28 protein-coding genes are annotated in these 23,574 nt (G+C 66.1%); 11 read left to right on the top strand and 17 right to left on the bottom strand.

The window, feature by feature from the left end:
- Positions 1-2: 2 nt before the first annotated feature.
- Positions 3-893, bottom strand: a complete 891-nt coding sequence (locus ACWKWX_RS26260) for a DMT family transporter (RefSeq protein WP_483829295.1) — start codon at positions 891-893, stop codon at positions 3-5.
- A 132-nt stretch (positions 894-1,025) separates the two neighbouring features.
- On the opposite strand from ACWKWX_RS26260, the gene ACWKWX_RS26255 reads away from it, so the two are divergent.
- The 3 genes from ACWKWX_RS26255 to ACWKWX_RS26245 all read left to right on the top strand — a co-directional run bounded on the left by ACWKWX_RS26255 (position 1,026) and on the right by ACWKWX_RS26245 (position 2,743).
- Complete coding sequence (locus ACWKWX_RS26255; RefSeq protein WP_416423250.1) at positions 1,026-1,463, top strand: Lrp/AsnC family transcriptional regulator; 438 nt, start codon at positions 1,026-1,028, stop codon at positions 1,461-1,463.
- Positions 1,464-1,764: 301 nt separating this feature from the next.
- Positions 1,765-1,962 (top strand): hypothetical protein, encoded by a 198-nt coding sequence (locus tag ACWKWX_RS26250; RefSeq protein WP_483829294.1) that lies wholly within the window; start codon positions 1,765-1,767, stop codon positions 1,960-1,962.
- 52 nt (positions 1,963-2,014) lie between these two features.
- Positions 2,015-2,743, top strand: a complete 729-nt coding sequence (locus tag ACWKWX_RS26245) for a hypothetical protein (RefSeq protein WP_483829293.1) — start codon at positions 2,015-2,017, stop codon at positions 2,741-2,743.
- Between the two features lie 21 nt (positions 2,744-2,764).
- On the opposite strand, the gene ACWKWX_RS26240 is transcribed toward ACWKWX_RS26245, so the two are convergent.
- The 5 genes from ACWKWX_RS26240 to ACWKWX_RS26220 all read right to left on the bottom strand — a co-directional run bounded on the left by ACWKWX_RS26240 (position 2,765) and on the right by ACWKWX_RS26220 (position 7,870).
- Positions 2,765-3,565 carry an IclR family transcriptional regulator gene (locus tag ACWKWX_RS26240; protein WP_416423247.1) on the bottom strand — a complete coding sequence of 267 codons (801 nt, stop codon included), beginning with the start codon at positions 3,563-3,565 and terminating at the stop codon, positions 2,765-2,767.
- 64 nt (positions 3,566-3,629) lie between these two features.
- A complete protein-coding gene (locus tag ACWKWX_RS26235) occupies positions 3,630-4,940 on the bottom strand; it encodes an MFS transporter (protein ID WP_483829292.1) in 1,311 nt (436 codons plus the stop codon).
- 121 nt (positions 4,941-5,061) lie between these two features.
- A complete protein-coding gene (gene dgoD / locus ACWKWX_RS26230; protein WP_416423245.1) occupies positions 5,062-6,210 on the bottom strand; it encodes a galactonate dehydratase in 1,149 nt (382 codons plus the stop codon).
- A gap of 39 nt (positions 6,211-6,249) precedes the next feature.
- Complete coding sequence (locus ACWKWX_RS26225) at positions 6,250-6,870, bottom strand: 2-dehydro-3-deoxy-6-phosphogalactonate aldolase (RefSeq protein ID WP_476299250.1); 621 nt, start codon at positions 6,868-6,870, stop codon at positions 6,250-6,252.
- Position 6,871: 1 nt separating this feature from the next.
- Positions 6,872-7,870, bottom strand: a complete 999-nt coding sequence (locus ACWKWX_RS26220) for a 2-dehydro-3-deoxygalactonokinase (RefSeq protein WP_483829291.1) — start codon at positions 7,868-7,870, stop codon at positions 6,872-6,874.
- Positions 7,871-8,059: 189 nt separating this feature from the next.
- On the opposite strand from ACWKWX_RS26220, the gene ACWKWX_RS26215 reads away from it, so the two are divergent.
- Entirely contained in the window at positions 8,060-8,338 is a 279-nt protein-coding gene (locus ACWKWX_RS26215; RefSeq protein WP_476299246.1) for a type II toxin-antitoxin system RelE/ParE family toxin, read from the top strand.
- Between the two features lie 17 nt (positions 8,339-8,355).
- Complete coding sequence (locus tag ACWKWX_RS26210) at positions 8,356-8,640, top strand: HigA family addiction module antitoxin (RefSeq protein WP_416423241.1); 285 nt, start codon at positions 8,356-8,358, stop codon at positions 8,638-8,640.
- A 15-nt stretch (positions 8,641-8,655) separates the two neighbouring features.
- Here ACWKWX_RS26210 and ACWKWX_RS26205 read toward each other — a convergent pair whose 3' ends face one another.
- A complete protein-coding gene (locus tag ACWKWX_RS26205; RefSeq protein WP_483829290.1) occupies positions 8,656-9,969 on the bottom strand; it encodes an MFS transporter in 1,314 nt (437 codons plus the stop codon).
- A gap of 223 nt (positions 9,970-10,192) precedes the next feature.
- On the opposite strand from ACWKWX_RS26205, the gene ACWKWX_RS26200 reads away from it, so the two are divergent.
- Positions 10,193-10,738, top strand: a complete 546-nt coding sequence (locus tag ACWKWX_RS26200; protein ID WP_416423239.1) for a PaaI family thioesterase — start codon at positions 10,193-10,195, stop codon at positions 10,736-10,738.
- Here the strand turns inward: ACWKWX_RS26200 and ACWKWX_RS26195 are convergent.
- The 5 genes from ACWKWX_RS26195 to ACWKWX_RS26175 form a co-directional block, all read right to left on the bottom strand.
- Positions 10,735-11,208 (bottom strand): histidine kinase, encoded by a 474-nt coding sequence (locus ACWKWX_RS26195; protein WP_416423238.1) that lies wholly within the window; start codon positions 11,206-11,208, stop codon positions 10,735-10,737. The genes ACWKWX_RS26200 and ACWKWX_RS26195 overlap by 4 nt on opposite strands.
- Before the next feature lie 170 nt (positions 11,209-11,378).
- Positions 11,379-11,879 carry a sigma-70 family RNA polymerase sigma factor gene (locus ACWKWX_RS26190; RefSeq protein WP_476299242.1) on the bottom strand — a complete coding sequence of 167 codons (501 nt, stop codon included), beginning with the start codon at positions 11,877-11,879 and terminating at the stop codon, positions 11,379-11,381.
- A 73-nt stretch (positions 11,880-11,952) separates the two neighbouring features.
- Complete coding sequence (locus tag ACWKWX_RS26185) at positions 11,953-12,483, bottom strand: GNAT family N-acetyltransferase (RefSeq protein ID WP_416423237.1); 531 nt, start codon at positions 12,481-12,483, stop codon at positions 11,953-11,955.
- Between the two features lie 70 nt (positions 12,484-12,553).
- Complete coding sequence (locus ACWKWX_RS26180; protein ID WP_473005907.1) at positions 12,554-13,873, bottom strand: ATP-binding protein; 1,320 nt, start codon at positions 13,871-13,873, stop codon at positions 12,554-12,556.
- On the bottom strand, positions 13,870-14,532 hold the full coding sequence (locus ACWKWX_RS26175; RefSeq protein WP_416423235.1) for a response regulator: 663 nt from the start codon (positions 14,530-14,532) through the stop codon (positions 13,870-13,872). Before ACWKWX_RS26175 ends, ACWKWX_RS26180 begins: the two co-directional genes overlap by 4 nt.
- A gap of 151 nt (positions 14,533-14,683) precedes the next feature.
- On the opposite strand from ACWKWX_RS26175, the gene ACWKWX_RS26170 reads away from it, so the two are divergent.
- Together ACWKWX_RS26170 and ACWKWX_RS26165 are read left to right on the top strand one after the other, a co-directional pair.
- Entirely contained in the window at positions 14,684-15,517 is an 834-nt protein-coding gene (locus ACWKWX_RS26170; RefSeq protein WP_483829289.1) for a TlpA family protein disulfide reductase, read from the top strand.
- A 101-nt stretch (positions 15,518-15,618) separates the two neighbouring features.
- Positions 15,619-16,155, top strand: a complete 537-nt coding sequence (locus ACWKWX_RS26165; protein ID WP_416423233.1) for an RNA polymerase factor sigma-70 — start codon at positions 15,619-15,621, stop codon at positions 16,153-16,155.
- A 217-nt stretch (positions 16,156-16,372) separates the two neighbouring features.
- Here the strand turns inward: ACWKWX_RS26165 and ACWKWX_RS26160 are convergent, their stop codons facing one another.
- The 3 genes from ACWKWX_RS26160 to ACWKWX_RS26150 all read right to left on the bottom strand — a co-directional run bounded on the left by ACWKWX_RS26160 (position 16,373) and on the right by ACWKWX_RS26150 (position 18,957).
- A complete protein-coding gene (locus tag ACWKWX_RS26160; RefSeq protein WP_483829288.1) occupies positions 16,373-17,356 on the bottom strand; it encodes a GNAT family N-acetyltransferase in 984 nt (327 codons plus the stop codon).
- Between the two features lie 74 nt (positions 17,357-17,430).
- Positions 17,431-18,228 carry a substrate-binding periplasmic protein gene (locus tag ACWKWX_RS26155; RefSeq protein ID WP_483829287.1) on the bottom strand — a complete coding sequence of 266 codons (798 nt, stop codon included), beginning with the start codon at positions 18,226-18,228 and terminating at the stop codon, positions 17,431-17,433.
- 105 nt (positions 18,229-18,333) lie between these two features.
- The gene (locus tag ACWKWX_RS26150) at positions 18,334-18,957 is read right to left on the bottom strand and encodes a TetR/AcrR family transcriptional regulator (protein ID WP_483829286.1); all 624 of its coding nucleotides are present in this window, start codon (positions 18,955-18,957) and stop codon (positions 18,334-18,336) included.
- Between the two features lie 135 nt (positions 18,958-19,092).
- Here ACWKWX_RS26150 and ACWKWX_RS26145 point away from each other — a divergent pair, with 135 nt between their 5' ends.
- The gene (locus ACWKWX_RS26145) at positions 19,093-19,635 is read left to right on the top strand and encodes a 3'-5' exonuclease (protein WP_483829285.1); all 543 of its coding nucleotides are present in this window, start codon (positions 19,093-19,095) and stop codon (positions 19,633-19,635) included.
- Positions 19,636-19,713: 78 nt separating this feature from the next.
- A complete protein-coding gene (gene ppnP, locus ACWKWX_RS26140; RefSeq protein WP_416423228.1) occupies positions 19,714-19,995 on the top strand; it encodes a pyrimidine/purine nucleoside phosphorylase in 282 nt (93 codons plus the stop codon).
- Between the two features lie 45 nt (positions 19,996-20,040).
- Here ppnP and ACWKWX_RS26135 read toward each other — a convergent pair whose 3' ends face one another.
- Entirely contained in the window at positions 20,041-21,819 is a 1,779-nt protein-coding gene (locus tag ACWKWX_RS26135) for an ABC transporter transmembrane domain-containing protein (protein ID WP_416423227.1), read from the bottom strand.
- A gap of 260 nt (positions 21,820-22,079) precedes the next feature.
- Between ACWKWX_RS26135 and ACWKWX_RS26130 the strand changes: the two genes are divergently transcribed.
- Positions 22,080-22,265 (top strand): PA1571 family protein, encoded by a 186-nt coding sequence (locus ACWKWX_RS26130; RefSeq protein WP_416423226.1) that lies wholly within the window; start codon positions 22,080-22,082, stop codon positions 22,263-22,265.
- A 154-nt stretch (positions 22,266-22,419) separates the two neighbouring features.
- On the opposite strand, the gene pdxB is transcribed toward ACWKWX_RS26130, so the two are convergent.
- On the bottom strand, positions 22,420-23,565 hold the full coding sequence (gene pdxB, locus ACWKWX_RS26125) for a 4-phosphoerythronate dehydrogenase PdxB (protein ID WP_483829284.1): 1,146 nt from the start codon (positions 23,563-23,565) through the stop codon (positions 22,420-22,422).
- Between the last annotated feature and the right edge of the window lie 9 nt (positions 23,566-23,574).

Below are 23,574 nucleotides of genomic sequence, written 5' to 3'. Positions count from 1 at the left end.
ACTCAGTGCGCGTTGGCCTGCCGGGCACGGCGCAGGCCCCAGCCCTGCTGCATGCCCGCGGCGGCCAGCAGAATGGCCGCCACACCCACCCATTGCAGGGCATCCAGGCGGTGCCCGAACGCAAACCAATCGACGAAAATGGCCACGATCGGGTAGATGAAACTCAAGGCCCCGGTCAACGCCGTCGGCAGCTTTTGAATAGCGCCATACAGCAGCACGTACATCAGGCCGGTGTGCACCATGCCCAGCGTCAGCAGCGCGCCCCAACCGTGCAGCGCCTGGGGAAACGCCGACAGATCCGCCAGCGGCGCCAGCAGCACCGCGCCGGTGCTGACCTGCACCAGTGCGATCAAATGCGGCGGCACGCCTTTCAGGCGCTTGATGATCAGCGCCGCGATGGCATACAGCGCCGCCGCCCCCAGCGCCATGACGATGCCCACCAGGTAATCGCCACCGCCCTGCCCGCCATGGGCGCTGACGATGGCCAACATGCCGGCGAAGGACACCGTCAGCCAGAACAGTTTCTGCGCGGTGATCTTCTCGCCGAGGAACAGCGCCCCCAGCCCGACCAGCATGAACGGCTGCACGTTATACACCGCCGTGCCAATGGCGATGGACGCCCGCGAGTACGAGCCGAACAGCAGCAGCCAGTTGCCGACAATGGCCACGCCGCTGAGCACCGCCAGCAGCAACGTGGTGCGGGTCAGCAGACCAGGCCGCAAAAAGCCCATGGCCGCGCACACCACCAGCAGCGTCAGCGCGCCGAACACGCAGCGCCAGAACACCACGTCCAGCACCGGCTGCCCCGAGAGCATCACCAGCCAGCCAATGGTGCCGGAAATCAACATGGCCGCGACCATTTCCAGGGTGCCGCGCCGCAGTGAATTGTCCATCTACATTCTCCTTTGCAATGGGCAATATTATGCTCGGCGCCCGCGCGCGGATTCCATGAAAAAAGCAAGGTGAAATGGGCGATACGGCTTTACTATCAAGGCATTCGGCAGCGTTTGCCTAAGGAGCGAAACATGACTGATGACATCGACCAGCGCCTAATTGCCGCCCTGATGGAAGACTCGCGCCGCTCGCTCAAGGCCCTGGCGCAACTCACCGGCCTGTCCGCCCCCAGCGTTGCCGAGCGCCTGCGCAAGCTGGAAGAACGCGGCGTGCTCAAGGGCTACACCGTGGAAGTCGACCCCAAGGCCTTCGGCTACCAGCTGCAAGCCATCGTCCGCATCCGCCCGCTGCCGGGGCAACTGCAGGTGGTGGAACGGCAGATCCAGCAGATCGCCCAGTTCACCGAATGCGACAAGGTCACCGGCGACGACTGTTTCATCGCCCGGTTGCATGTGCGCAGCATCGAGGAACTGGACACGGTATTGGATGGCCTGAACGCCTACGCCGAAACCAACACCGCGATCATCAAGAAGAGCCCGGTGAAGCGGCGATTGCCGCCGATGGGGTAAGGCAGGCGTCGACCTCGATCCAGACTTTTCGAAAAGCATGGGTGGCGAGCCGCAAGGTGTTCGAAGTCGGACCCTTCAGTCAAAACGGAACCCAACGGACCCGCACTGTACGGCCCGCCATAAAGCGCAGGCCGGCGCGAGATTACCATCATCTGCACCTGGATAAATGTAGGATTTTTCGCCAGCTAAGCGTCGAAATAGCGCCAAACTCCACCGAAACAAATAGACACCATGCAAAGGCACAAACGCTTCGCCAAGCAGAACCCAGGATGGGAAACTCCATGTCCAGGAGGGACTACCAATGCCGATAACAACGCTACTGAAATTTTTCGGAATACTCGATGAGAAAGACGCCTACATGAGAGCAAAAGGCGGTTCCCATAGCCTACGCCTGGTAGGTCGCAGCATGCTCAAGGTCAATGTGGAGGAAATTTACGCGTCGGCAAGCTATCAGCAAACCCAGGCAATGGCCGACCGAATTATCAAGAACCGCAACTGAAATGGGATTGCTATTGATACTGCCGATCCTGGTCAGCGGGTATCTCGTATGTATGAACCATCCCTACTACTTCACTCGACTTCATCGCTATGACGGTCAATTGCTCTATCTTCTGGTCGCCAAACTGGGCCTGACCTGCATACTGCTGGCGTTGGTGTCATGTGGACTGGCGTCGAACTTCTACCCCAAAGGATGGAGTGTATTCTCCACGGCCATCCTGAGCTTGCTGAAAGCGTTCAACGTCAGCCCTTCAGACATTCCGTTCTACGGGTTCCTCCTGCAACTCACCTGCCTATCTCTCCTGGTTCCAGCGCCATGGATTACCTGGGGTACGTTCGCGGGTTACCTGAAAGGCCGATATAGCGGGTTCGCAACGGCGTCGGCGTACTACCGTGCACGGTTGCTACTGGATACTCCGCTGGGCGAGTTGCTGTTCAACTCCATCTCGGAACCTCACCAGGCGCTTATCATTACCATGGTGGACCGCAAGGTCTATGTCGGTCATGTCGATGCGATTGGCGAGGCTAGCGAAAATGAATCGCCACATAGCACCTTCAGTTTCACCCCGGTGCTCAGCGGCTACCGGGATAAAGACTCTCTATACGTGACGCTTTCAACCGCCTATCCCGCTCAAGATGGAATCAGAGTCATCTTGAGGGAAGAGAACATAGCAACGGCGAGCCGATGGAGCGCTGTGCACTGGGAAAGCGGCTCGAAACGCAGTGGGCGTCGCACCGAAAACGCCAATCGCAGAAGCTTGAGACGAAAGCAGCAAGCCTGACGCTGTCCTGTCTCCAACGACTTAACCGCCCCCCACCTCAGCCGATATCCCCGCCGCCGCCTTCTGCACCACCGCCACCAACCCTTCCATCTTCTCCAGCGACATGTACGGCACCGTGCTGGCCACGCTGATCGCCGCCACGATGCGTTTGCTCGCATCGCGAATCGGCGCTGCCACGCAGCGGATGGAGGGCTCGTTGTCTTCCAGGTCGAAGGCGTAGCCGCCCCGGGCGTAGGCCTGCATGCGCGCGTGCACCTGTTCCCAGGTCTGCTCCGGGTGGTTGGGCCACAGGGCGTTGTGGCCAGCGGCGGGCAGGCTGATTTCGTACAGGTGGTGCCACTCGGCGGGCGAGGCGTCCAGCAGCAGCGCCTTGCCGATGCCGGTGCGCGCCAGCGGCATGCGGTGGCCGACCCGCGAGCGCATTTCCGGGCCATTGCGGCCGGGGGTCTTGTGCAGGTAGAGCACGTCGTCGCCGTCGCGCACCGCCAGGTGGATGGTGTCGCCGGTCAGGCGCGACAGCTCATCCAGGTACGGGCCGGCAAGCATCACCAGGGGCACTTCCTCGCGGGCCTGGAAGCCCAGTTCGATCAGCTTGGGGCCCAGCAGGTAACCCACCTGGGGCAGCACGCGCAGGTAGCGTTCATCCACCAGGGCGCTGGCCAGGCGGTGGGTGGTGCTGCGGGTGGTGCCGACGTGCCGGGCGATTTCCTTGAGGTCGCGGGCGCCGTCGGCCACTGCCTGAATCACGGCCAGGCCGCGCATCAGGGTTTGCGTGCCGGCGGGGGCGGCCTCCTTGGCCTGCGGGGTGACGTCGTCCTGCATGGGCAAATCCTGTAGTGAGTACGTGAGCAGGCGCATTATGTGCGCCCGCCCCCGCCTGTGCCAGTCACAGCTGGATGCGTTCGACCTTGCCGACCAGCACGATGTACGACAGCGCGCCCAGCAACGCCATCACCGCGATGTAGGTGATGGCCGGCGCGAACGAATCGCCGCTGGCCAGGAAGCCGATGGCGATGGGCGTGGTGATCGCCGACAGGTTGCCGATGAAGTTGAACACCCCACCGGTCAGGCCCAGCAGGCGTGCCGGGGCCAGTGTGGAGACCAGCGACCAGGTGATCGACGCCAGGCCGTTGCCGAAGAACGCCACCGCCAGGCAGGCGATCACCACCGCCGTGGATTCGGCGTAGTTGGCGCCGATGATGCAGGTGCTGATCAGCAGCCCGCCGATGATCGGCAGCTTGCGCGCCAGGCCGATGCTGGCGCCGCGGCGAATCAGCCAGTCGGAGAAGAACCCCGAGCACAGCACGCCGACGAACGCCGCCAGGAATGGCAACGACGCGAGCATGCCGGACTTGATGAAGTCCATGCCGCGGTATTTAACCAGGTAGGTGGGGAACCAGGTCAGGAAGAACCACAGGGTCGAGTTGAGGCAGTACTGGCCCAGGTAGATGCCCCACAACTTGCGCTTGCTGAGCACGATGCCCAGGTCAGCCCAGCTGAAACCGGGCTTGGCGGCCCGTGCCGAGGCCTGCATGTCCACCAGGCCGCCGCCTTCGCTGATCAGCCCGATTTCGGCGTCGTTGGCGCCCTTGAAGTCACGCGGCTCGCGGTACACCGCGTACCACACCAGCGCCCAGGCAATGCCCAGCACGCCGGTGGCGACGAACACCATGTGCCAGCCGAAGGCGTGCTGCAGCCAGGCCAGCACCGGCGTCAGGAACGCCAGGCCGACGAATTGCCCCGAGGTGTAGAAACCGATGGCGGTGGCGCGCTCGCGTTCCGGGAACCAGGTGGTGACCACACGGCTGTTGATGGGGTAGGCCGGTGCTTCCAGCGCACCCACGGCCATGCGCAGCACGAACAGGGCGATGAAGCTGCCGGCGAAACCGAGCATTACCGTGGCCACCGACCACAGCGCCAGGGCAACGCTGTAGAGGATGCGCGGCGGCACCCGGTCCACCAGCCAGCCGCCCGGGATCTGCATGGCCGCGTAGGTCCAGCCGAAGGCGGAGAACACCAGGCCCACGTGCACCGGGTCGATGCCCAGGTCGCTGGTCAGCGCCGGGGCGGCGATGGACAGGTTGCTGCGGTCGAGGTAGTTGATCACCACCGTGATAAACAGCAGCACCATGATGAAGAAGCGCTTGCGGCTGGGCGTAGCCAGGGCCGCCTGCGCGGGGAGAGTCTGGGTGTGCATGGGCAACATGCCTCATTCTTATTGTTTGGCCTGTGGGAGCTGGCTTGCCAGCGAGCTGTTGAGGCCCAAAAACTCGCTGGCAAGCCAGCTCCCACAGTAAATCGCAGCTACAGGTGGCGGGTTACCACTCGGCGAAGCTGCCGTCGGCGTGGCGCCAGATCGGGTTGCGCCAGCGGTGGCCCACGGCGGCGCGCTCCTTGACGTACTCTTCGTTGATCTCGATGCCCAGGCCCGGGCCGTTGGGGATCTTCACGAAGCCGTTGTCGTAGTCGAACACCTCGGGGCGCTTGACGTAGTCCAGCAGGTCGTTGCTCTCGTTGTAGTGGATGCCCAGGCTCTGCTCCTGGATGAACGCGTTGTAGCAGGCGGCGTCCAACTGCAGGCACGCTGCCAGGGCAATCGGGCCCAGCGGGCAGTGCAGCGCCAGGGCCACGTCGTAGGCCTCGGCCATGTTGGCAATCTTGCGCGTCTCGGTGATGCCGCCGGCGTGGGACGCATCGGGCTGGATGATGTCGACGTAGCCCTCGCTGAGCACGCGCTTGAAGTCCCAGCGCGAGAACAGCCGCTCGCCCAGGGCGATGGGCGTACTGGTCAGCGGCGCCAGCTCCTTCAAGGCCTCGTAGTTCTCGCTGAGCACCGGCTCCTCGATGAACATCAGCTTGTACGGGTCCAACTCCTTCATCAGCACCTTGGCCATGGGCTTGTGCACACGGCCGTGGAAGTCCACGCCGATGCCGACGTTGGGGCCCACGGCGTCACGCACGGCGGCGACGTTGGCCAGGCACAGGTCGACCTTGTCGAAGGTGTCGATGAACTGCAGCTCTTCGGTGCCGTTCATTTTCACCGCGGTGAAGCCACGGTCCACGGCCTCGCGCGCAGCCTTGGCGGTGTCGGCCGGGCGGTCGCCGCCGATCCACGAATACACGCGAATGCGGTCGCGCACCTGGCCGCCCAGCAGGTCGCTGACCGACACGCCCAGCGCCTTGCCCTTGATGTCCCACAGCGCCTGGTCGATACCGGCCAGCGCGCTCATGTGGATAGCGCCGCCGCGGTAGAAGCCGCCGCGATAGAGCACGGTCCAGATGTCCTCGATGTTGCGCGGGTCCTTGCCGATCAGGTAGTCGGACAATTCCTCGACGGCAGCGGCCACGGTGTGGGCCCGGCCTTCCACCACGGGCTCGCCCCAACCGGTCACGCCCTCGTCGGTTTCGACTTTCAGGAAGCACCAGCGCGGCGGCACGATAAAGGTGGTCAATTTGGTGATTTTCATCGCTTGTCTCTCTTGTCGATGTTTTGTAGTCGCAACGAATCAGTGCAGGCGCTTCCAGGCGGCCACGTAGGCCTTGGCCCGGGCGCCGACGTCGGCGGCGCTCATGCCCGGCTTGAACAGCCCCGAACCCAGGCCGAAACCCTGGACCCCGGCCTCGACGAACGGCGCCATGTTGTCCGGGCTGATGCCGCCCACCGGAATCAACGCGGTGCCCTTGGGCAGCACCGCCAGCAGCGCCTTGACCACGCCTGGGTTGAGCGCTTCGGCAGGGAACAGTTTCAGCGCGTCCGCGCCCTCCTCCAGCGCCGCGAACGCCTCGGTGGGCGTGACCACGCCGGGCGACAGGTACAGCCCGGCCGCCTTGGCCGCGCGCAGCACCTTGGCGTCGCAGTGGGGCATCACGATCAGCTGGCCGCCGGCGGCCTTGACCTGCTGCACCTGCTCGGCGGTCAGCACCGTGCCGGCGCCGATCAGGCAATCGGCCGGCAGGCTGTCACGCAGGATGCGGATGCTGTCGTAGGGGCTGGGGGAATTGAGCGGCACCTCGATGATGCGAAAACCTTCGGCGTATAGCACCTGGCCGATGGCCTGGGCTTCGTCGGGGCGAAGGCCGCGCAGGATGGCGATCAGGCCGTTGGCGGCGAGCGCTTGCTTGAGCATGTCAAACCTCTTCTGGCTGTGGGGCGAGCAGCCCGGCCGCCACGGCCAGGCTCCATAATCCGCGTTCGGTGGCCTGTTCGGCCAGGCTGGCCTGGGCAAAGCCGCACAGACGCAGGGCAATGCGATAGCGCTGGCACAGCGGTGCGCTGCCGATCAGCACCACCTCCGGCAGCGCAGCCTCGGCCTGCCGGGCGCGCGACACCTCGGCCAGGGCGCGTAGCTCGTGGCCGATCATCAGGCCGGACAGGTAGTCAGGTTGCTGGGCACCGCTCAGCTGGCCGGTGAGCCCCAGGGTGCGAGCGCTGAACAGGGTCGACAGCAGGCCGATGTCGGCATCGGTCGACAACGCCACCTGCACGCCACGCACGAAGGCGGCTTCGTCGAACTGGCCGGTGGGCTGCTGGGTGCGGCCGAGGATGGTGTGGGCACAGACAGCGGCGTACAGCTCGCCGGTCATGAAGGTGTCGAACCGCTGGATGCAGCCGTCCACCACGCTCACCCACTTGCTGTGGCTGCCGGGCAGGCCGATCAGCAGGGCGTCCTGGCGGGCGTGGCTGGGCAGGTCCTGCAACAGGCCCAGCACCTGGGTTTCCTCGCCGCGCATCACGTTGGGCAGCCGCGAATGCTGGATAACCCCCGGCACGATGTGCAGCACCGTGCCGCGCAGGGTTTGCACCGTCTGCAGGCTGGCGCCCAGGTCGGCGACCCGCGCCGGCGTCGGGCAGTAGGCCGCCTCGCGCCAGCCCTGGGCGCTGCCGACCATGCCACAGGCAATCACCGGCAGCTGCGGTTGCGCCTGCAGCCAGTCGCCGCAGGCGTCATCGAAGGCCAGCTCAAAACCATTGTCACAGTGCTGCCCGGCGATAGTCCGGGCGGTGGTAGGCAATTGCATGATGCCCGAGGCCAGCGAACGCTGCTCCAGCACCTGGCCATCACGGCCGAGTTTATAAGCCCGAAGGGAGGTAGTCCCCCAATCGAGCGCGATCAAATGCGCCTGCATCGCTTCACCTGAGTTGTTTTTTGACAGTGAGGGCGTAGAGCTGATGAGGAGAATATAGACCGTGTCGTGGGAAAATCTCAATATATAATTTTGCATCCCATATTTAGGGATTAAGTAATGAGCGTACTGTAATGTCTTGCCTTACAGTTTCCATTGAGTGGGTGTAAGCTATGACCTTACAGTCGCGTCATGATCAAGAGCATTCGACACAAAGGCTTGAAGGCCTTGTACATGACAGGGACGACCAAAGGCGTAAGGCCCGACCACGTTGCCCGACTGCGTCGGCTGCTCTCGGCCTTGGATAGAGCCGCAGCACCCGAGGACATGAACCGGCCGGGTAACCGCCTGCACGCCTTGAAGGGCGACCGTCTGGGATTCTGGGCGGTAACGGTATCGGGCAACTGGCGCGTGATCTATCGCTTCGACGGCACCGATATCGAACTGGTCGACTACCTCGACTACCACTGACTGGAGGGACGGCAATAATGCCCATGTTCAACCCACCCCACCCTGGTGAAGCGCTGCGCGAGGATGTATTGCCGGCGATCGGCATGACGGTCACCGCCCTGGCGCATCACCTGGGCTATTCCCGTGGGCAGTTGTCCACGGTGCTCAACGGCCGCGCGGCACTGTCGGCTGACCTGGCGTTGCGTCTGGAAATGGCGGGGCTGGGCAGCGCGCGCATGTATCTGGCCGAGCAGGCCGCGTACGACCTGTGGCAGGCGCAGCGCAAAAAGCTGCCGGTGATCACCCGCCTGGCCGTCGCCTGATCAACACCTGCGAGCTTAACTGCAGACTCGAGCCCGGTCCCCCTCCTGCAACACCCCCCGCCCGGCAAACACCAGCGCGGTCAGCAGCCCCACCAGGCCCATCACCGCGCTGAAGCCCACGCACACCCACGAGCTCCAGGGCATGGCGGCGATCAACGCCAGGGGCGTGACGCTGGCCCACAGGGCGTAGGCGATGTTGTAGGTAAAGGAGATGCCTGACACGCGGATATTCGCCGGGAACAGGCCGACCATCACCGACGGCACCACGCCCACCACTCCGCAGGCCAGCCCGGCCAGGGCATAGCCCAGCCCCGGCAGGCCCCAGCCGCCAATCAGGTTGGCGTACAGGGCGGCGATGCCCAGGGGCATCAGCAGGCTGTACACCAGCAGCGCCCGCCAGGCGCCGATGCGGTCCACCAGCAGGCCGGCCAGCACGCAGCCGATGTTGAGGAACACGATGCCCAGGCTGCTCAGGGCGAAGGTGTGGCTGGCCGTGAGGCCGAAGCGCTGCTGCATCACCGTAGGGGTGATGACCACCAGCACGACGACCGCGGACGTCAGCACGCAGGTAAGGATCACCGCCGGCAGCAGCGCGTGGCGGTAGTCGCGCAACACGGTCTTGAGCGGCAGTTCCGCCAGGCCTTCGCGACGCTCGCGCAGGGCCAGGAACACCGGGGTCTCGCTCAGCCAGCGGCGCAGCCACACGCCGATGACACCGAACACGCCGCCCAGCAGGAACGGCAGGCGCCAGGCGTAATCAAGGATCTCCTGGGGCGTGAACAGCTGCGCCAGGGCCGTGGCGGTCAGCGCGCCAATCAGGTAGCCGAAGGTCAGCCCCGCCTGCAGAAAGCCCAGGGCGTAACCGCGGCGATGCAGCGGCGCATGTTCGGCGACGAACACCCAGGCGCTGGGCACCTCGCCCCCCACCGCCGCGCCCTGCAGGATGCGCAGGGCCAGCAGGATCAGCGGCGCGGCGTAGCCAATGTGGGCGTAGGTGGGCATGACCCCGATCAGCAGGCACGGTAGCGCCATCATCAGAATGCTCAGGCTGAAGACCTTCTTGCGCCCCAGGTGGTCGGCGAAGTGGGCCATGAGGATGCCGCCCAGCGGCCGGGCCAGGTAACCGGTGACAAAGATGCCGAAGCTTTGCAGCAGGCGCAGCCATTCGGGCATCTGCGGCGGGAAGAACAGCTGGCTGAGGGTGAGCGCGAAGAACACGAAAATGATGAAATCGTAGATTTCCAGGGCGCCGCCCAGGGCCGCCAGGCCCAGGGTCTTGTGGTCGGCGCGCGACAGCAGCAGCGGGCCGGGGGTGGGGTTGGCAGTCATGTAGTATCCACGTATTGGGGACGGCGACGCCTATGCTGGCGCCTGCCAAAGGCGCAGAGGATAGCAAACTGGGACGCGCCGTAGCAGCGGCCGCAGGCCGCGTCCGCGATTTGCCTGGTATGTCACGATGGCAGGGACGCAGCCTTCGGCAGCTGCTACGGGGTTGATTTGTATTATACATATAATATTATCGGGTTATCGCTCACTGCTCAGGAAGCCTGCCATGCAGCCCGTCGACACTCAAGACCTCATTGCCCTGTGGCAAGCCCAGGAACAGGCCATGCGCGGCCGCCTCGCAGGGCCGGGCACACTGACCTTTGCCCAGGTGAGTGCGCTTTCGCCCAAGGAATTTTTCGATGGCATTGGCAACGGCGAGCTGCCCTCGCCGCCCATCGGCACGCTGATGGACTTCGTGCCGATTGAATGGGGGCCGGGGTTGTTCATCTTCCAGGGCACGCCCGATGAACGTCACTACAACCCGCTGGGCAGCGTGCACGGCGGCTATGCCGCCACTTTGCTGGACTCATGCATGGGCTGCGCCATCCACACGCGGCTGCAGCAGGGCCAGGGCTACACCACGCTGGACCTGCGCATCAGCTACGTACGGGCATTGAGCGCCAGCACCGGGCCGGTGCGGGCGGAAGGCAAGGCCATTCACGTGGGGCGGTCCACGGCGCTGGCCGAAGGGCGCATCTATGATGCCGAGGGCAGGCTCTACGCCACCGCCAGCACCACCTGCATGATCCTGGGCAGCCCGGCGCACCGCTAGGAGTGCCGCGCCAGCGCTGGCTCCTTGTGGGCCGGGCGCTTGCGGCGACGCTGGCTGACGACCGCGACAGGCTGCTCGACCAGTTCGGTGCCCATGTCGACGATGTCCATCAGGGTCTTCAGCGCATCGCTGTCCGGCAGGCGTGACAGGCACACGTTGACCGACTCGCGCTGCTGGGCGGCGATGGTCGGCACGGGCACGCTTTCGCTCTCATACAGCAATGCGTGGTGCACCTGCTTGCTGCCCTTGCACAGGCGCGGCAGGTCAACGCCGGCACGCTCGGCCATCTCGGTATTGGCAATCAGCAGGTCGAAGGGTTCCACGGCGCTCTGTACCAGCGCCAGCAGGGCCTCGAAGGAACGCACCGGGGCAATGCGGTAATAGCCCATGGTGTTGAGCATGCGCTCGACGTGCATCAGTTGGCTGGGATGCTCGTCGGCAATCAGGATTCGCAACGCTTTGTTGATCATGGTCGGTGACCTGCGCCGTAGCGCCAAGGGCATCCTTGACCCGTGAGCCGCCACACATCAAGCGGCATCCCTCGGAAGTCTGGCTCGATATTCTTCCCGATGGGCGGCGAAATCAAGGGCGATGCAGCAAATTCGGGGCCAAACCGATGATCGGCGAGCCGAGGCGCTGGCTACAGGCTTTCCCACTCGCGCATGCGCACCCGACAGTGCTTCATGGCGTTGACGATGTGCTTTTCCACCAAGGCCCGGGACAGGTTCAGGCGCGTGGCGATCTCGGGGTGCGACAGGCCTTCGAGCTTGCGCAGCAGGAAACAGTCGCGGCAGGCCGCCGGCAGTTCATCCAGCGCGCGGCGCATCAGTTCCAGGCGCTGGCCCTGGTCCACCGCCTGCTGCAACGCCGGGTCCTGGTAGCGCTCATCGCTGTCCAGCACTTCCAGCGGCTCGGCCTGGCGCAGCACGCTGCGGCGGTGGCCGTCGATCACCAGGTTCAGCGCGGTGCGGTACAGGAACGCGCGCGGGTGGGCGATCTCGGTGTCGCCACTGCGCTCCAGCACCCGTACATAGGCGTCGTGGGCCACGTCCTCGGCGACCTGGCGGTTGCCCAGGCGCGCGCTGAGAAAGCCGACCAGCTCCCGGTAGTAGGTTTCCAGTACAGCACCGGGCCGCGTCATCAGCAGTGACTTCCCTGGTTACGGTGAAGAATCGGATAGTGGCATATTGCGATGTCGCAAATTATAATAATTCTCAGCCACGTTTTACCAGCCCATTGCCACGGCCCATGTTGAAATCCTCCAACACCTTGTCCATGGGCACCAGCAACAGCCCGCTCAAACGCAGCGGCCGGCCCGTCTGTCGGTAACCCAGGCGCTGGTGAAAGCCGCTGGCGGCGCCGGTGCTGTAAAGCATGGCGCGGCGGTGGCCCTGGCGGCGCAGAAACCCTTCCATGGCCAGCATCAGCGCCCGGCCCACGCCCTGCCGGAAGCACTCGGGCTGCACGTAGCACAGGCAGATCTCGCCGCTGGTCAAGGCCAGCGCCACCCCGGCCGGCTTGCCGTGCAGCCAGCCCAGGCGCAGATACAGCGCGTCGTCCAGCAGCCAGCGATCAACGTCCTTGCAGCCTTTGTGACGCAACCAGGCCTCCACCAGGCAAGGGTTATTGCGGTGGTCCAGGGCGCCGCCGGTGCGGATCGAGCGCTCCAGGATACGGCTGATGATGCCGGCATCGCCGGGGCCAGGCGGCTGGATGGCAATGGCTGATTCGGTGAGCGGGTCCATGCTCGTGTTCCTCTCCTGAGGCAAGCCGCTACCCTACCCGCACTGCCCGCCCCTGGCGACCGCGGCGCCGTTACAACGCATGTAGCGGCAGCGCCAGCCGCACCCGCAGGCCGTCGTCACGGCTGTCGAAGCCCAGGCCGCCGCCGCAGCGCAGGACGATGGCATGCACGATCGCCAGGCCCAGGCCGCAGCCGACGCTGTGGCGGCTGCGCCAGAAGCGCTGGGTAAGGTTGGGCAGGTCGGCGGCGGCGATGCCCGGGCCATGGTCGCGCACCAGGAAGCTCGCCTGCCCCGCCACCACGCTCACGCTCAGCTGCACCTGGGCAGTGGCCGGGCTGTGGCGCAGGGCGTTGTCGAGCAGGTTGCGCACGGCGGCCACCGCCAGCGCCGACGGCACCTGCAGGCGCGCCTCGGCCGCGGCCGGCGGCAGCTCCAGGACGATGCGCTGGCGGTCGCCGGCGCTGGCATCCTGCACCGCTGTCTGTGCCACCTGCCCTGCCGTGCAGGCGCAGCCGTCGTCGAACGACAGGCTGCCTTCTACCCGCGCCAGCAGCAACAATTGCTCAAGGGTACGGTGCAGGCGGTCGGCGCCTGCCTCGGCGTGGGCCAGGGCGGTTTCACGGGCACCGCCATCGGTCATGCGCGCCACCTGCAGGTGGGTCTTGATGGCGGTCAGCGGGCTGCGCAGTTCATGGGCGGCGTCGCCAGTCAGGCGCCGCTCGCGCTCCAGGGTCTGGCCGATGCGCTGGAACAGCTGGTTCTGGCTGTCCAGCAACGGCTGCAGCTCGCGGGGCAGGGCCTGCACCTGCAGCGGCTCCACCGAGTCGGCGCTGCGCCGCGCCAAGGCGTCGCGGATGCGGTTGAGCGGCGCCAGGCCCACCCCCACGCACAGCCACAGCACCGCCAGGCTGCCCAGCAGCGCCACCAGCACCGGCACCGAGGCGGCCAGCAGGATCGAATAGTTGAGCGACTCGCGTTCTTCGTGGCGGTCGGCGGTGGTGATGCGCACGCCGTCGTGCATCAGGGTGAAGCTGCGCCAGCGGCCGCCATCGATCAGCTGGTCATGGAAACCGCTGCTCTGGTCGTCCAGCTGGTCACTGGCGCCGTGGCTGCGCGCCAGGATCTCGCCGCGCAGCGAGCTGACCTGGCAGGCCATGCCGTCGGGAATGCTCAACTGGTCGGCGCTGAAACGCCGTGCCTCGCCCTGGCTGGCCAGCGGCGGCAGCTGGTCCACCAGCCCGGCGACCATGCGCGCCGAGGCGACCAGGCGCTGGTCCAGGGAGAACATCATCTGGTGGCGCAGGTCGCGGAACATCCAGGCCGCCGCCAGGCACCAGACCAGCAGGAAGGCCAGCCCCAGAATCAGGCTCAAGCGCAGGCGCAGGCTCATGCCGGCTGGCCCAGGCGGTAGCCCAGCCCGCGCACGGTCTGGACGATATCGTTGCCCAGTTTGCGCCGCAGGTGGTGAATGTGTACGTTGAGGGCGTTGCTTTCCACCTCATCGCCGAAGCCGTAGACGCTGTCCTTGAGCTGCTCGCTGGACAGCACCCGGCCGCGGCTGTGCAGCAACGCCTGCAGCAGGGCCTGCTCGCGGCGCGACAGGTCCACCGGCTGGCCGGCCAGCCAGGCCTGGCGGCTGCTGGGGTCATAGCGCAGCGGGCCGTGTTCGATGGCATTTACCGCGCGGCCGGCCACCCGCCGCGTCAGGGTGTGCAGGCGCGCGCACAGTTCGCGCAGGTCGAAGGGTTTGAGCAGGTAGTCATCGGCACCGGCCTCCAGGCCCGCCACGCGGTCGGTGACGGTGTCGCGCGCGGTCAGCACCAGCACTGGCAGCAACTCGCCCTGTTGGCGCAAGGCAGCCAGCATGGCCAGGCCGTCCTCGTCGGGCAGGCCCAGGTCGAGCACCATCACGTCGAAATGCGCCGCCTGCAACAGGGCGCGCGCCGCGCTGGCAGTGCCCACGCGGTCCACGGTCAGGCCCTGGGCCTGCAGGCCGGCGACGATGCCACAGGCAATCAGCTCGTCGTCTTCGCAAAGCAATACGTGCATCAAAGGTACCCATGCGCAAAACCGGCAGTATCGCCGGCGTTCATTAACCGGCGATTATGCCGGGTTCGCCGGGCGGCGGCGCGCCGTTAATCGCCCCTTAACGGCCGGCGGCCAGACTGGTTGCATCTGCCCCCCCACACAGGAAGTCCCCATGTTGAGTCTCGGCGTCGGCCCCTTTGCCCTGGCCGTCAACCACCTGCTGCTGTTGGCCGCCCTGGCGCTGGCCTTGCTGGCCGGCTGGTGGGTGGCCCGCCGGCGCGGCGCGGCCAACCCCGAAGCCAGCATTTTCGGGGTGTTCGTGGTGGCGCTGCTGGTGGCGCGGCTGGCCTTCGTCGCCTTGTACGCCGGCCAGTATCGCGACCAGCCCTGGCAGGTGATCGACCTGCGCGACGGCGGCTTCCTGTGGTGGGCAGGCCTGCTGGCGCTGGTCGCCGGCGCCGCGTGGCGCGGCTGGCGCCAACCTGCCGTGCGCGTGCCCCTGGCCGCCGCCCTGGCCGTGGGCCTGCTGGCCTGGGCCGGTGCCGGCCTGCTGCTGCGCCAGCACCAGCAAGCCATGGCCATGCCCACTGCTGCCCTGCATGACAGCCTGGGCCGGCCAGTGGCGCTGCCGGGCAGCGACCCGCGCCCCCTGGTGGTCAACCTGTGGGCCAGCTGGTGCCCGCCCTGCCGCCGCGAGGTGCCCGTGCTGCTGCAGGCCCAGGCGCAGCGGCCGGACCTGCGCTTCGTGTTCATCAACCAGGGCGAGACGCCCGGGGTGGTCAGCAACTTCATCGCCGCCGCCGGCTTCGACCGCCAGCACATCCTCTACGACCCGGGCAGCCAGTGGGGCCGCCAGCTGGGCTCGGCGGCGCTGCCCACCACGCTGTTCTACAGCCCCCGCGGCGAACTGCTGGGCAGCCACCTGGGCGAGCTGTCGGCGGCTAGCCTGGCCGATGCCCTGAAAGTGTTCGAGGGCGCGGCTTATGCCTCGAAACAGGGCATTTAGACTTTACTCTCATTTGACAACGATTATCATTACGGATAGCTTGATGCCCGTCTCGCAGGCGCCAGCCCCTGCGATAACCCACTGGCACCCAGGTGAATTCCATGATGGAACAACAGCCCACAAGCACGTGCGACACACCCCTGCTGCAAGCCTTCGTCGACAACCGCACCCTGCTGGTGAAGATCGCCGCGCGCATCACCGGGTGTCGCTCACGGGCCGAGGACGTGGTGCAGGACGCCTTCTTCCGCCTGCAGTCAGCGCCGTCCATCACCTCGTCGTTCAAGGCGCAGCTGAGCTACCTGTTCCAGATCGTGCGCAACCTGGCCATCGACCATTACCGCAAGCAGGCGCTGGAGCAGCGCTACTGCACCCACGAGGACGAAGGCCTAAATGTGGTAGTGGCCGGCGCCACGCCCGAGGCCACCCACCAGCACCAGGCCACCCTGGAAGTGGTGGAACGGGCGCTGGGCCAACTGCCCCAGCGCACCCGCTACGCCTTTGAGGCCTACCGCCTGCACGGCGTGCCGCAGAAGGACATCGCCCGCGAGCTGGGCGTGTCGCCGACCCTGGTCAACTTCATGATCCGCGACGCGCTGGTGCACTGCCGCAAGGCCTCGGGCGAGCGCGAGGCGGCCTGATGCAGGCCGCGTCCGGGCACACCCTGGGGCCGCGTCGTATGCGGACGCCGCCTTCGGCAGCTGCTACAGGGGGGCACCGCGCGGCCAAGGCCGGCTCCTACCCCGAACGCAACACGGTGTGGGTAGCAGCGGCCGCAGGCCGCGTCCAAGGCGCCGCGCTGTTCCCGGCAAACCGCGGTGAACCTGGACGCCGCCTTCGGCAGCTGCTACGGGTGGTTCAAAGGGTCAGGTCGTGGCGGGCGAAGAAGCCTTCGCGGGTGGTGACCATCAGCGCCGCGCGCTTGTGCGGGAAATCGAATTCCTTCTCGCGGTAGAAGCCCTGGCCCTGCAGGTAGCCGATCATCTTGCCGTTGTCGGCACGCGGCTCGGCGACCACGCGCTGGGTGCGCGGGTCGTCCAGGAACAAGTAATGGGTCAGCGCCGACAGCCAGCTGGCGACCTTGTGCGGGCCGCGATGGTTTTCCTCGCCCACCAGCATGTGGATGCCACGGTCGTAGTCGGTGGCATCGAGGAACGGCGCGATACGATCTTCTCGCGCCCAGTACGCCTCGAAATAGGCGAACGGCTGGTCGTCGAAGCAACCGATCAGGGTCAGGGTGTGCGGGTCGGCCGCCAGCTTTTGCAGATAGGCGCGGTGCTGGGCAAGGTCGCCCTGCTCCTGCCAGAAATTCGCCACCCGCGGGTTGTTCTGCCAGCGGTTGAAACGCTCCAGATCCTGCTCCACGTCCAACGCGCGCAACGACACCCAGGCTTGCACCCGTGGGTCGAAACGCCGATACAGCTCACCCGCAGGCTTGGGCGCGCGGCGCGGGTGGCGCTTACCGTCGGTGATCTGCAACTGCTGGGCATAAGGTGCGCCGGGTTGCACCAGCCACGGCTGCGGCAACTGCCAGAACAGCTCGCGCTCGCACAGGTATTCGCCCGCAGCGGCCACCAGCAAGCCGCTGGCCAGCGCCTGGGCCGGCGCGTCCGCCAGGCGCCAGTGCAAGCGGCGCACCTGTGGGTTGGCGCTCAGCAGCCAGTAGCTGGCAGCCCACACCCCCCGGAAGTCGGCGGCGCCCACGGGGCTGACAGTCAACTGTGGCGTGCGTTGCACCTGCAATTCGATCAGGCGCTCACCCGCCAGGCTCAGCACCAGGCGGTCATCGGTCTCGTCGGCGACCAGGTCGCACCAGTGGGGCAAGGGCGGGATTTGCGGCATAGGGGCAGCTCACGAAACGAGGGAAGATTCCTGAATGACGTGAGCGCCGTGCAGAAATTTACCCCGGCCGCTGGCTACGGCACCGCATGGGCTACCACCGGTTGCTCGGGCAACGGCCGCACCGCGATCTTGTAGGGGTCGAACACCTTGAACATCTCGCCGTTGGTGCGCAGGACCTGCAGCAACTGGTGGAACTGCTCACCGCTGATGGGCGCCTGGGGGCGCAGCAGCGCGTAGTGGTGATACAGCTGGTCGATGCGGTCGGAGATCAGCAATTCCTTGGCCACCCCGGGGTTGCGCGCCAGGTAGTCATAGAGGTAGGAGCGGGTCACCAGGGCGATGTCGGCGCGGTCGCGCAGGATCATCATCAGGTTGCTGTCATGGGAATAGGTCAGCGTGGCGTTGTAGGTCTTGGCCAGGAACGCGGGGTCGGCGTTGAAGTCGGCGAAGGCGTAGTGGTAGCCGCTGAACAGCGCCAGGCGCTTGCCGGACAGCTCGGCGAAATAGGTCTGGTCGCGGTGCTCACCGCGCTTGGCCACGAAAATCTCGGCGTCTTCCAGGCCCATGTCGACGCTGGTGTGCTCGATCTGCTGCCAGCCCCACTCGGGGTTTTCGAAGATCGCCATGTCGATGCGCCCGTCCTGGAAGTCGCGGTAGCGACGCGGGATCGAGGTGGGCACCAGCACAAAGTGGAACTGGCTCTGTGAGGCATTGAGGTCCTCCACCAACTGCGGCAGCAGGCCGGTGTCGGCGCCGCTTTCGGGGCGCACCGTGTAGGGCGGGAAATGCGCCGCGCCCACCCGTACTTCCTGGGCCGCCAGGCTCGACAGCGCCACCAGGCTCATGCCCGCCCCCATGAGTAACCGCGCCATGCAGCGCCGGCGAATCCCAGTCAACGTGTCGTACCTCGGGGCAAAGGGCATTGGATCCCCATAAATTAGGCGTTTGCAGGCCGTTCGACAACTGCAAACATGGCGTCAATCTTCTTTCAACAGCAACTTCAGTGCCTGGTCCGCCAATTGCTCCAGGCTCAGGCTGCCCTGGGGCTTGAACCAGGTGCTGGTCCACGACAGCGCGCCGGTCAGGAACCGCCGGGTAATGGCCAGGTCGCCGCCCAGCAGGCCCGCGTCCCGGGACTCGCCCAACACCTGCAGCCACAATTGCTCGTAGCGCTCGCGCACCGCCAGCACCTGGGCCTGGCCTTGCGCCGACAACGAACGCCACTCATATACGGCCACCGCCATGGCCTCGCCGGTGCCGCCCATGATTGACTGCAGCTCGCAGCGGATCAGCGCCAGCAGGCGCTCGCGCACGCCGGTCACGTCGGCAAGCTCGGCCTGCATCAGCGCGGTGTTGTAGAGGATGGTCTGCTCCATCACCGCACGCAGGATCTCGTCCTTGCTCTTGAAGTGATGGAAGATGCTGCCCGACTGGATACCCACGGCGCTGGCCAGGTCACGCACCGTGGTGCGGTCGAAGCCCTGGCTGCGAAACAGGTGGGCGGCCGTCTGCAGCAGCACGCCGCGGGGGCTGTCGGGGTCGGTCAGTTGACCGCTGGCCACCAGCTGCTGCATGACTTCACGTGCCTTCAGTTCATCCACGACCCTGCCTCCACTACCGTCCGTCGAGCAATGTATGCCGTGGCCCCCTCCCTAGCAAGCGCTTGGGGGGATATCGGAACTCTTTGTACTTGGCTACGCTCTAGCCAGAATGAGCACAGCGCACTGGAGCCTGGTATGCCGCATTGGCTGGTGATTGACCTGGAAGCCACCACGGATGAGGGGGGGTGGCCGGTCGCGGAAATGGAAATCATCGAGATCGGTGCCAGCCTGGTGACCCGCGACGGCCGCGAGGTGGACCACTTCCAGCGCTTCGTGCGCCCGCAACGGCGGCCGTGCCTCACGCCCTTCTGCCGCGAGCTTACGCGCATCACCCAGGCCAATATCGACGCTGCCGCGCCGCTGACCGAAGTGTGGCCGCAGTTCGAGCGCTGGCTGGGCCACCACCGGGCCAACCTGCAGGGCTGGGTCAGCTGGGGCGACTATGACCGCCAGCAGCTGTTGCTCAGCTGGCAGCAGCACCAGTTGCAGAGCCTGCTGGCCGAGCTGCCGCACACCAACCTCAAGCAGCGCTTTGCCAAGGCGCGCAAACTGCAGCGCCCGCTGGGGCTCAACGGTGCCCTGCAACTGGCTGGCCTGAGCTTCAGCGGCCAGCAGCACCGAGCCCTGGAAGATGCGCGCAACACGGCGCGGCTACTGCCGCTGTCACTGCCTAACTAGACGGTTAAAAGCGCGTGCACCGCCTTACGGCGTTGGGCATACTGGCGACCCTTTTGACCCTATCCTGAGGATTCGCCCATGTTTAAAGTCAACGAATACTTCGACGGCACCGTGAAGTCGATTGCTTTCGAAATGAAGGAAGGCCCTGCCACCATCGGCGTCATGGCCCCGGGCGAATACGAATTCGGCACCGCACAGAAAGAGATCATGCACGTGGTCACCGGCAAGCTGATCGTCAAGCTGCCTGACAGCCTGGAATGGGAAACCTTCGAAGGCGGCAGCCGCTTCAACGTGCCGGCCAACAGCAAGTTCCAGCTGAAAGTGGAAGTGGAAACCGCTTACCTCTGCGAATACCGCTAAGCCCCACAACCCCGTGGCCGCTGCCGCCAGGCAGCGGCCACGGGGTCATGTAGGCGCCGCATCTGCGGTATTGAACTGCAACGCCGCCAGCCGCGCGTACAGCGCATTGCCGGCAATCAACTGCCGGTGCGTCCCCACCGCCACCACCCTGCCCTGGTCGATCACCGCGATGCGGTCGGCGTGCTGCACCGTCGCCAGGCGGTGGGCGATGACCAGCGTGGTACGGCCCTGCATCAGGGTTGGCAAGGCTTCCTGAATCAAGTGTTCACTCTGGGCATCCAGGGCACTGGTGGCTTCGTCCAGCAGCAGGATCGGTGCATCCACCAGCAACGCGCGGGCAATGGCCAGGCGCTGGCGCTGGCCGCCGGACAGCCCTAGCCCGGCCTCGCCCAAGTGGGTCTGGTAGCCCTGGGGCAAGGCTTCGATGAAGTCGTGGGCGTGGGCGATGCGGGCGGCCTGTTGCACCTGCTCGAACGGGGCGTCGGCCTGGCCGTAGCGCAGGTTGTCTTCCACGGTGCCGAAGAACAGCGCCGGGGTCTGCGACACCAGGGCGAAATGCCGGCGCAGGTCCTGGGGGTCGAGCTGGCGCAGATCCACGCCGTCAATGAGGATGCGCCCCTGCTGCGGGTCGTAGAAGCGCAGCAGCAGGTCGAACAGCGTGGATTTGCCCGCCCCGGAAGGCCCCACCAGGGCCAGGGTCTCACCCGCGTGGATCACCAGGTCCAGGCCGTTGATGGCCGGCTGCAGCGGCCGCGACGGGTAGGCGAACAGCAACTGCTCCAGGGCCAGGCGGCCACTGACGCGCTCGGGCAGGCGCTGCAGGCCGCTGGCCGGTGCGCGGATCTCGCTGCTGGCCTGCAGCAGCTCACCGATGCGCTCGGCGGCGCCAGCGGCCCGTTGCAGCTCGCCCATCACCTCGCTCAGGGTGCCAAAGGCACTGCCGACGATCAAGCTGTAGAACACGAACGCGGCCAGCTCGCCGCCGGAAATGCGCCCGGCGATCACGTCCATGCCGCCCACCCACAGCATCACCCCCACCGCGCCCAGCACCAGGATGATCACCAGGGTAATCAGCCAGGCCCGCTGCACGATGCGCTTGCGCGCGGTCTCGAAGGCCTGCTCCACGGTCACGCCGAACCGCCTCTGGTCTTCAGCCTGGTGGTTGTAGGCCTGCACGGTCTTGATCTGGTTGAGGGTTTCGGCCACGTAGCTGCCGACGTCGGCGATGCGGTCCTGGCTCTGCCGCGACAGCCCGCGCACGCGCCGGCCGAACACCAGGATCGGCGCCAGCACCAGCGGCAGGGCGATGACCACGATGCTGGTGAGCTTGGGGTTGGTGACGAACAGCAGCACGATGCCGCCAATCACCATCAGGCCGTTGCGCAGGAACAGCGACAGCGACGAACCGATCACCGACTGCAGCAAGGTGGTGTCGGCGGTCAGCCGCGACTGGATCTCGGAGCTGCGGTTGTTTTCATAGAAGCCGGGGTGCAGGTACACCAGGTGGTCGAACACCTGCTGGCGGATATCGGCCACGCAGCGCTCGCCAATCCACGACACCAAATAGAAGCGCACGAACGTGCCCACCGCCAGCGCCACCACCAGCAGCATGAACACGGCGATGGAGCGGTTAAGCAGCACCGGCGACTGGGTCAGGAAGCCCTGGTCCACCAGCAGGCGTATGCCCTGGCCCATGGACAAGGTGATGCCAGCGGTGACCACCAGGGCCACCAGGGCAGCCAGCGCGCGCCAGCGGTAAGGGGAGAGAAAATGCAGGGCCAGGCGCAGGGCGCGACGCTGGCGGGCGGAGAGCAGCGAAATCATGGGCAGGCCTGGCAAGGAAGGTTCGCCAAGCCTACACCCTGGCGGACCGTTTGCACCCGGGGGGAACTCCGCTTTTCAGGCCAGGTCAGCTTAAACAGGACCTGCCGGGCCTTTACCTAGACGCTTTTGGTCTAAGCACAGGCTGGCGGTTTGCAGCGCTTTCTGGTGGACTGAAAGCGTCGCCAGGCTGCACAGGGATGTAATCAGGCAGTCATCTGGCGACCCTACTCTGAGCACTAAACCTGATGAGGAGACGGGCCATGGGCTTGCACAGCAGCAGTAACCAAACCGTGGAAGTACGCCGAATCCAGCCGCACCAGCCGGCCGGCGGCTCCATTATCGATGCCAAGGGACGCGAGATCCCTATCACCGAAGACATGATCCAGGACGCGTGCCAGGAACTGGAAAAACGTCTGGTCAAACCTGCCCCTGCCAAACAAGACTGACGACCCGCGCCACCCCGTGAACCCGGCCCTGCGCCGGGTTTTTCTTGTTTAGCCCACACCCACCCGGTAGGAGCCGGCCTTGGCCGCGATAGCGCCGTGCCTGCCACTACGCGCCGAGCCCATCGCGACCAAGGTCGGCTCCTACGGTAGTCAGTCAGACCAGTTCGCCGCCCAGGGCTTCGACAATCTTGCGCAGGTCCGGCGAATAGCCGTCCAGGCGCACCCGCAGCCCTTCGATTTCCCGGCGCGAGGTGGGGTAGCCCTTGCGCAGGGCGTCGAAGGCGCTGCGTTGCTGGGCATCGTTGTCGGTCAGGCTGCGGCGGAAATCGGCGTCGTCCCGGCGCGGGTCATACACCGCGCGGCACAGCATGGCCATGGCCTGCGCCGGGTCGGCCAGGCCGTTGAGGGCCACTTCCGCCAGCCAGGGGGGCGGCAGCAGGTCGGCCAGTTGCACGCTGGCCGGTTCGCCCCGGAACGCGCAGTAGGCCTGGTAGATCTGCGCGGTACCGCGCTGGCGGCCGTCCAGGCTGTAGCCGGCGATGTGCGGCGTGGCCAGCACGCACAGGTCGGCCAGTTCACCGTCCACGCTGGGTTCGTGCTCCCACACGTCCAGCACCGCCTGCACGTCGTCCCGCTCGATCAGCAGGTCCTTGAGCGCCAGGTTGTCGACGATGGGCCCGCGGGCAGCGTTGATCAGCCAGGCGCCCGGCTTCAGCCGCGCCAGGCGCCCGGCGTCCAGCAGGTGCAAGGTGGGGTGGCTGCCGCCCTTGTTCAGCGGCGTGTGCAGGCTGATCACGTCGCACTGTTCGATGATCTCGTCCAGGCTCACGTAGTCCCCGCCCTCGGCCGCCTGGCGCACCGGGTCGCAGACCTTGACCTCCCAGCCCAGCCCGCGCAGCACGCGGATCAGCCGCGAGCCGACCTGGCCGGCGCCGACCACGCCGTAGGTGCGCGTGGGCAGTTCCACGCCTTCCAGCTCGGCCAGGGTCACCAGCGCGCCCAGCACGTAGTCCACCACGCCGCGGGCGTTGCAGCCCGGCGCGCTGGACCAGCGGATGCCGGCCTCGGCGAAGTAGTCCAGGTCCAGGTGGTCGGTGCCAATGGTGCAGGTGCCGACAAAGCGCACGTTGCTGCCTTCCAGCAGGGCGCGGTTGACCTTGGTGATGGACCGCACCAGCAGCACGTCGGCGTCACGCACCGCTTCGGCGTCGACGCTGCGGCCGTGCACCCGGCGGATTTCGCCGAAACCGGCAAAGAAGTCTTCAAGCAGTGGAATGTTTTCGTCAGCGACAATCAGCATGGCAAGCTC

The organism is Pseudomonas imperatae (genome assembly GCF_057128625.1).
The sequence above is the reverse complement of the archived record's forward strand: the minus strand, read 5'-3'. Positions and strand labels throughout refer to the sequence as shown.

Coding starts and splice junctions, on each gene's coding strand:
- ACWKWX_RS26155 (WP_483829287.1), bottom strand. CDS start 18,228: ATGGCGCGGTTACTCATGGGGGCGGGCATGAGCCTGGTGGCGCTGTCG.
- ACWKWX_RS26255 (WP_416423250.1), top strand. CDS start 1,026: ATGACTGATGACATCGACCAGCGCCTAATTGCCGCCCTGATGGAAGAC.
- ACWKWX_RS26225 (WP_476299250.1), bottom strand. CDS start 6,870: ATGCTCAAGCAAGCGCTCGCCGCCAACGGCCTGATCGCCATCCTGCGC.
- ACWKWX_RS26210 (WP_416423241.1), top strand. CDS start 8,356: ATGCCCATGTTCAACCCACCCCACCCTGGTGAAGCGCTGCGCGAGGAT.
- ACWKWX_RS26170 (WP_483829289.1), top strand. CDS start 14,684: ATGTTGAGTCTCGGCGTCGGCCCCTTTGCCCTGGCCGTCAACCACCTG.
- ACWKWX_RS26200 (WP_416423239.1), top strand. CDS start 10,193: ATGCAGCCCGTCGACACTCAAGACCTCATTGCCCTGTGGCAAGCCCAG.
- ACWKWX_RS26165 (WP_416423233.1), top strand. CDS start 15,619: ATGATGGAACAACAGCCCACAAGCACGTGCGACACACCCCTGCTGCAA.
- ACWKWX_RS26180 (WP_473005907.1), bottom strand. CDS start 13,873: ATGAGCCTGCGCCTGCGCTTGAGCCTGATTCTGGGGCTGGCCTTCCTG.
- ACWKWX_RS26215 (WP_476299246.1), top strand. CDS start 8,060: ATGATCAAGAGCATTCGACACAAAGGCTTGAAGGCCTTGTACATGACA.
- ACWKWX_RS26130 (WP_416423226.1), top strand. CDS start 22,080: ATGGGCTTGCACAGCAGCAGTAACCAAACCGTGGAAGTACGCCGAATC.
- ACWKWX_RS26160 (WP_483829288.1), bottom strand. CDS start 17,356: ATGCCGCAAATCCCGCCCTTGCCCCACTGGTGCGACCTGGTCGCCGAC.
- ACWKWX_RS26220 (WP_483829291.1), bottom strand. CDS start 7,870: ATGCAGGCGCATTTGATCGCGCTCGATTGGGGGACTACCTCCCTTCGG.
- ppnP (WP_416423228.1), top strand. CDS start 19,714: ATGTTTAAAGTCAACGAATACTTCGACGGCACCGTGAAGTCGATTGCT.
- dgoD (WP_416423245.1), bottom strand. CDS start 6,210: ATGAAAATCACCAAATTGACCACCTTTATCGTGCCGCCGCGCTGGTGC.
- ACWKWX_RS26260 (WP_483829295.1), bottom strand. CDS start 893: ATGGACAATTCACTGCGGCGCGGCACCCTGGAAATGGTCGCGGCCATG.
- ACWKWX_RS26195 (WP_416423238.1), bottom strand. CDS start 11,208: ATGATCAACAAAGCGTTGCGAATCCTGATTGCCGACGAGCATCCCAGC.
- ACWKWX_RS26250 (WP_483829294.1), top strand. CDS start 1,765: ATGCCGATAACAACGCTACTGAAATTTTTCGGAATACTCGATGAGAAA.
- ACWKWX_RS26240 (WP_416423247.1), bottom strand. CDS start 3,565: ATGCAGGACGACGTCACCCCGCAGGCCAAGGAGGCCGCCCCCGCCGGC.
- ACWKWX_RS26135 (WP_416423227.1), bottom strand. CDS start 21,819: ATGATTTCGCTGCTCTCCGCCCGCCAGCGTCGCGCCCTGCGCCTGGCC.
- ACWKWX_RS26145 (WP_483829285.1), top strand. CDS start 19,093: ATGCCGCATTGGCTGGTGATTGACCTGGAAGCCACCACGGATGAGGGG.
- ACWKWX_RS26245 (WP_483829293.1), top strand. CDS start 2,015: ATGAACCATCCCTACTACTTCACTCGACTTCATCGCTATGACGGTCAA.
- ACWKWX_RS26205 (WP_483829290.1), bottom strand. CDS start 9,969: ATGACTGCCAACCCCACCCCCGGCCCGCTGCTGCTGTCGCGCGCCGAC.
- ACWKWX_RS26190 (WP_476299242.1), bottom strand. CDS start 11,879: ATGACGCGGCCCGGTGCTGTACTGGAAACCTACTACCGGGAGCTGGTC.
- ACWKWX_RS26185 (WP_416423237.1), bottom strand. CDS start 12,483: ATGGACCCGCTCACCGAATCAGCCATTGCCATCCAGCCGCCTGGCCCC.
- ACWKWX_RS26175 (WP_416423235.1), bottom strand. CDS start 14,532: ATGCACGTATTGCTTTGCGAAGACGACGAGCTGATTGCCTGTGGCATC.
- pdxB (WP_483829284.1), bottom strand. CDS start 23,565: ATGCTGATTGTCGCTGACGAAAACATTCCACTGCTTGAAGACTTCTTT.
- ACWKWX_RS26235 (WP_483829292.1), bottom strand. CDS start 4,940: ATGCACACCCAGACTCTCCCCGCGCAGGCGGCCCTGGCTACGCCCAGC.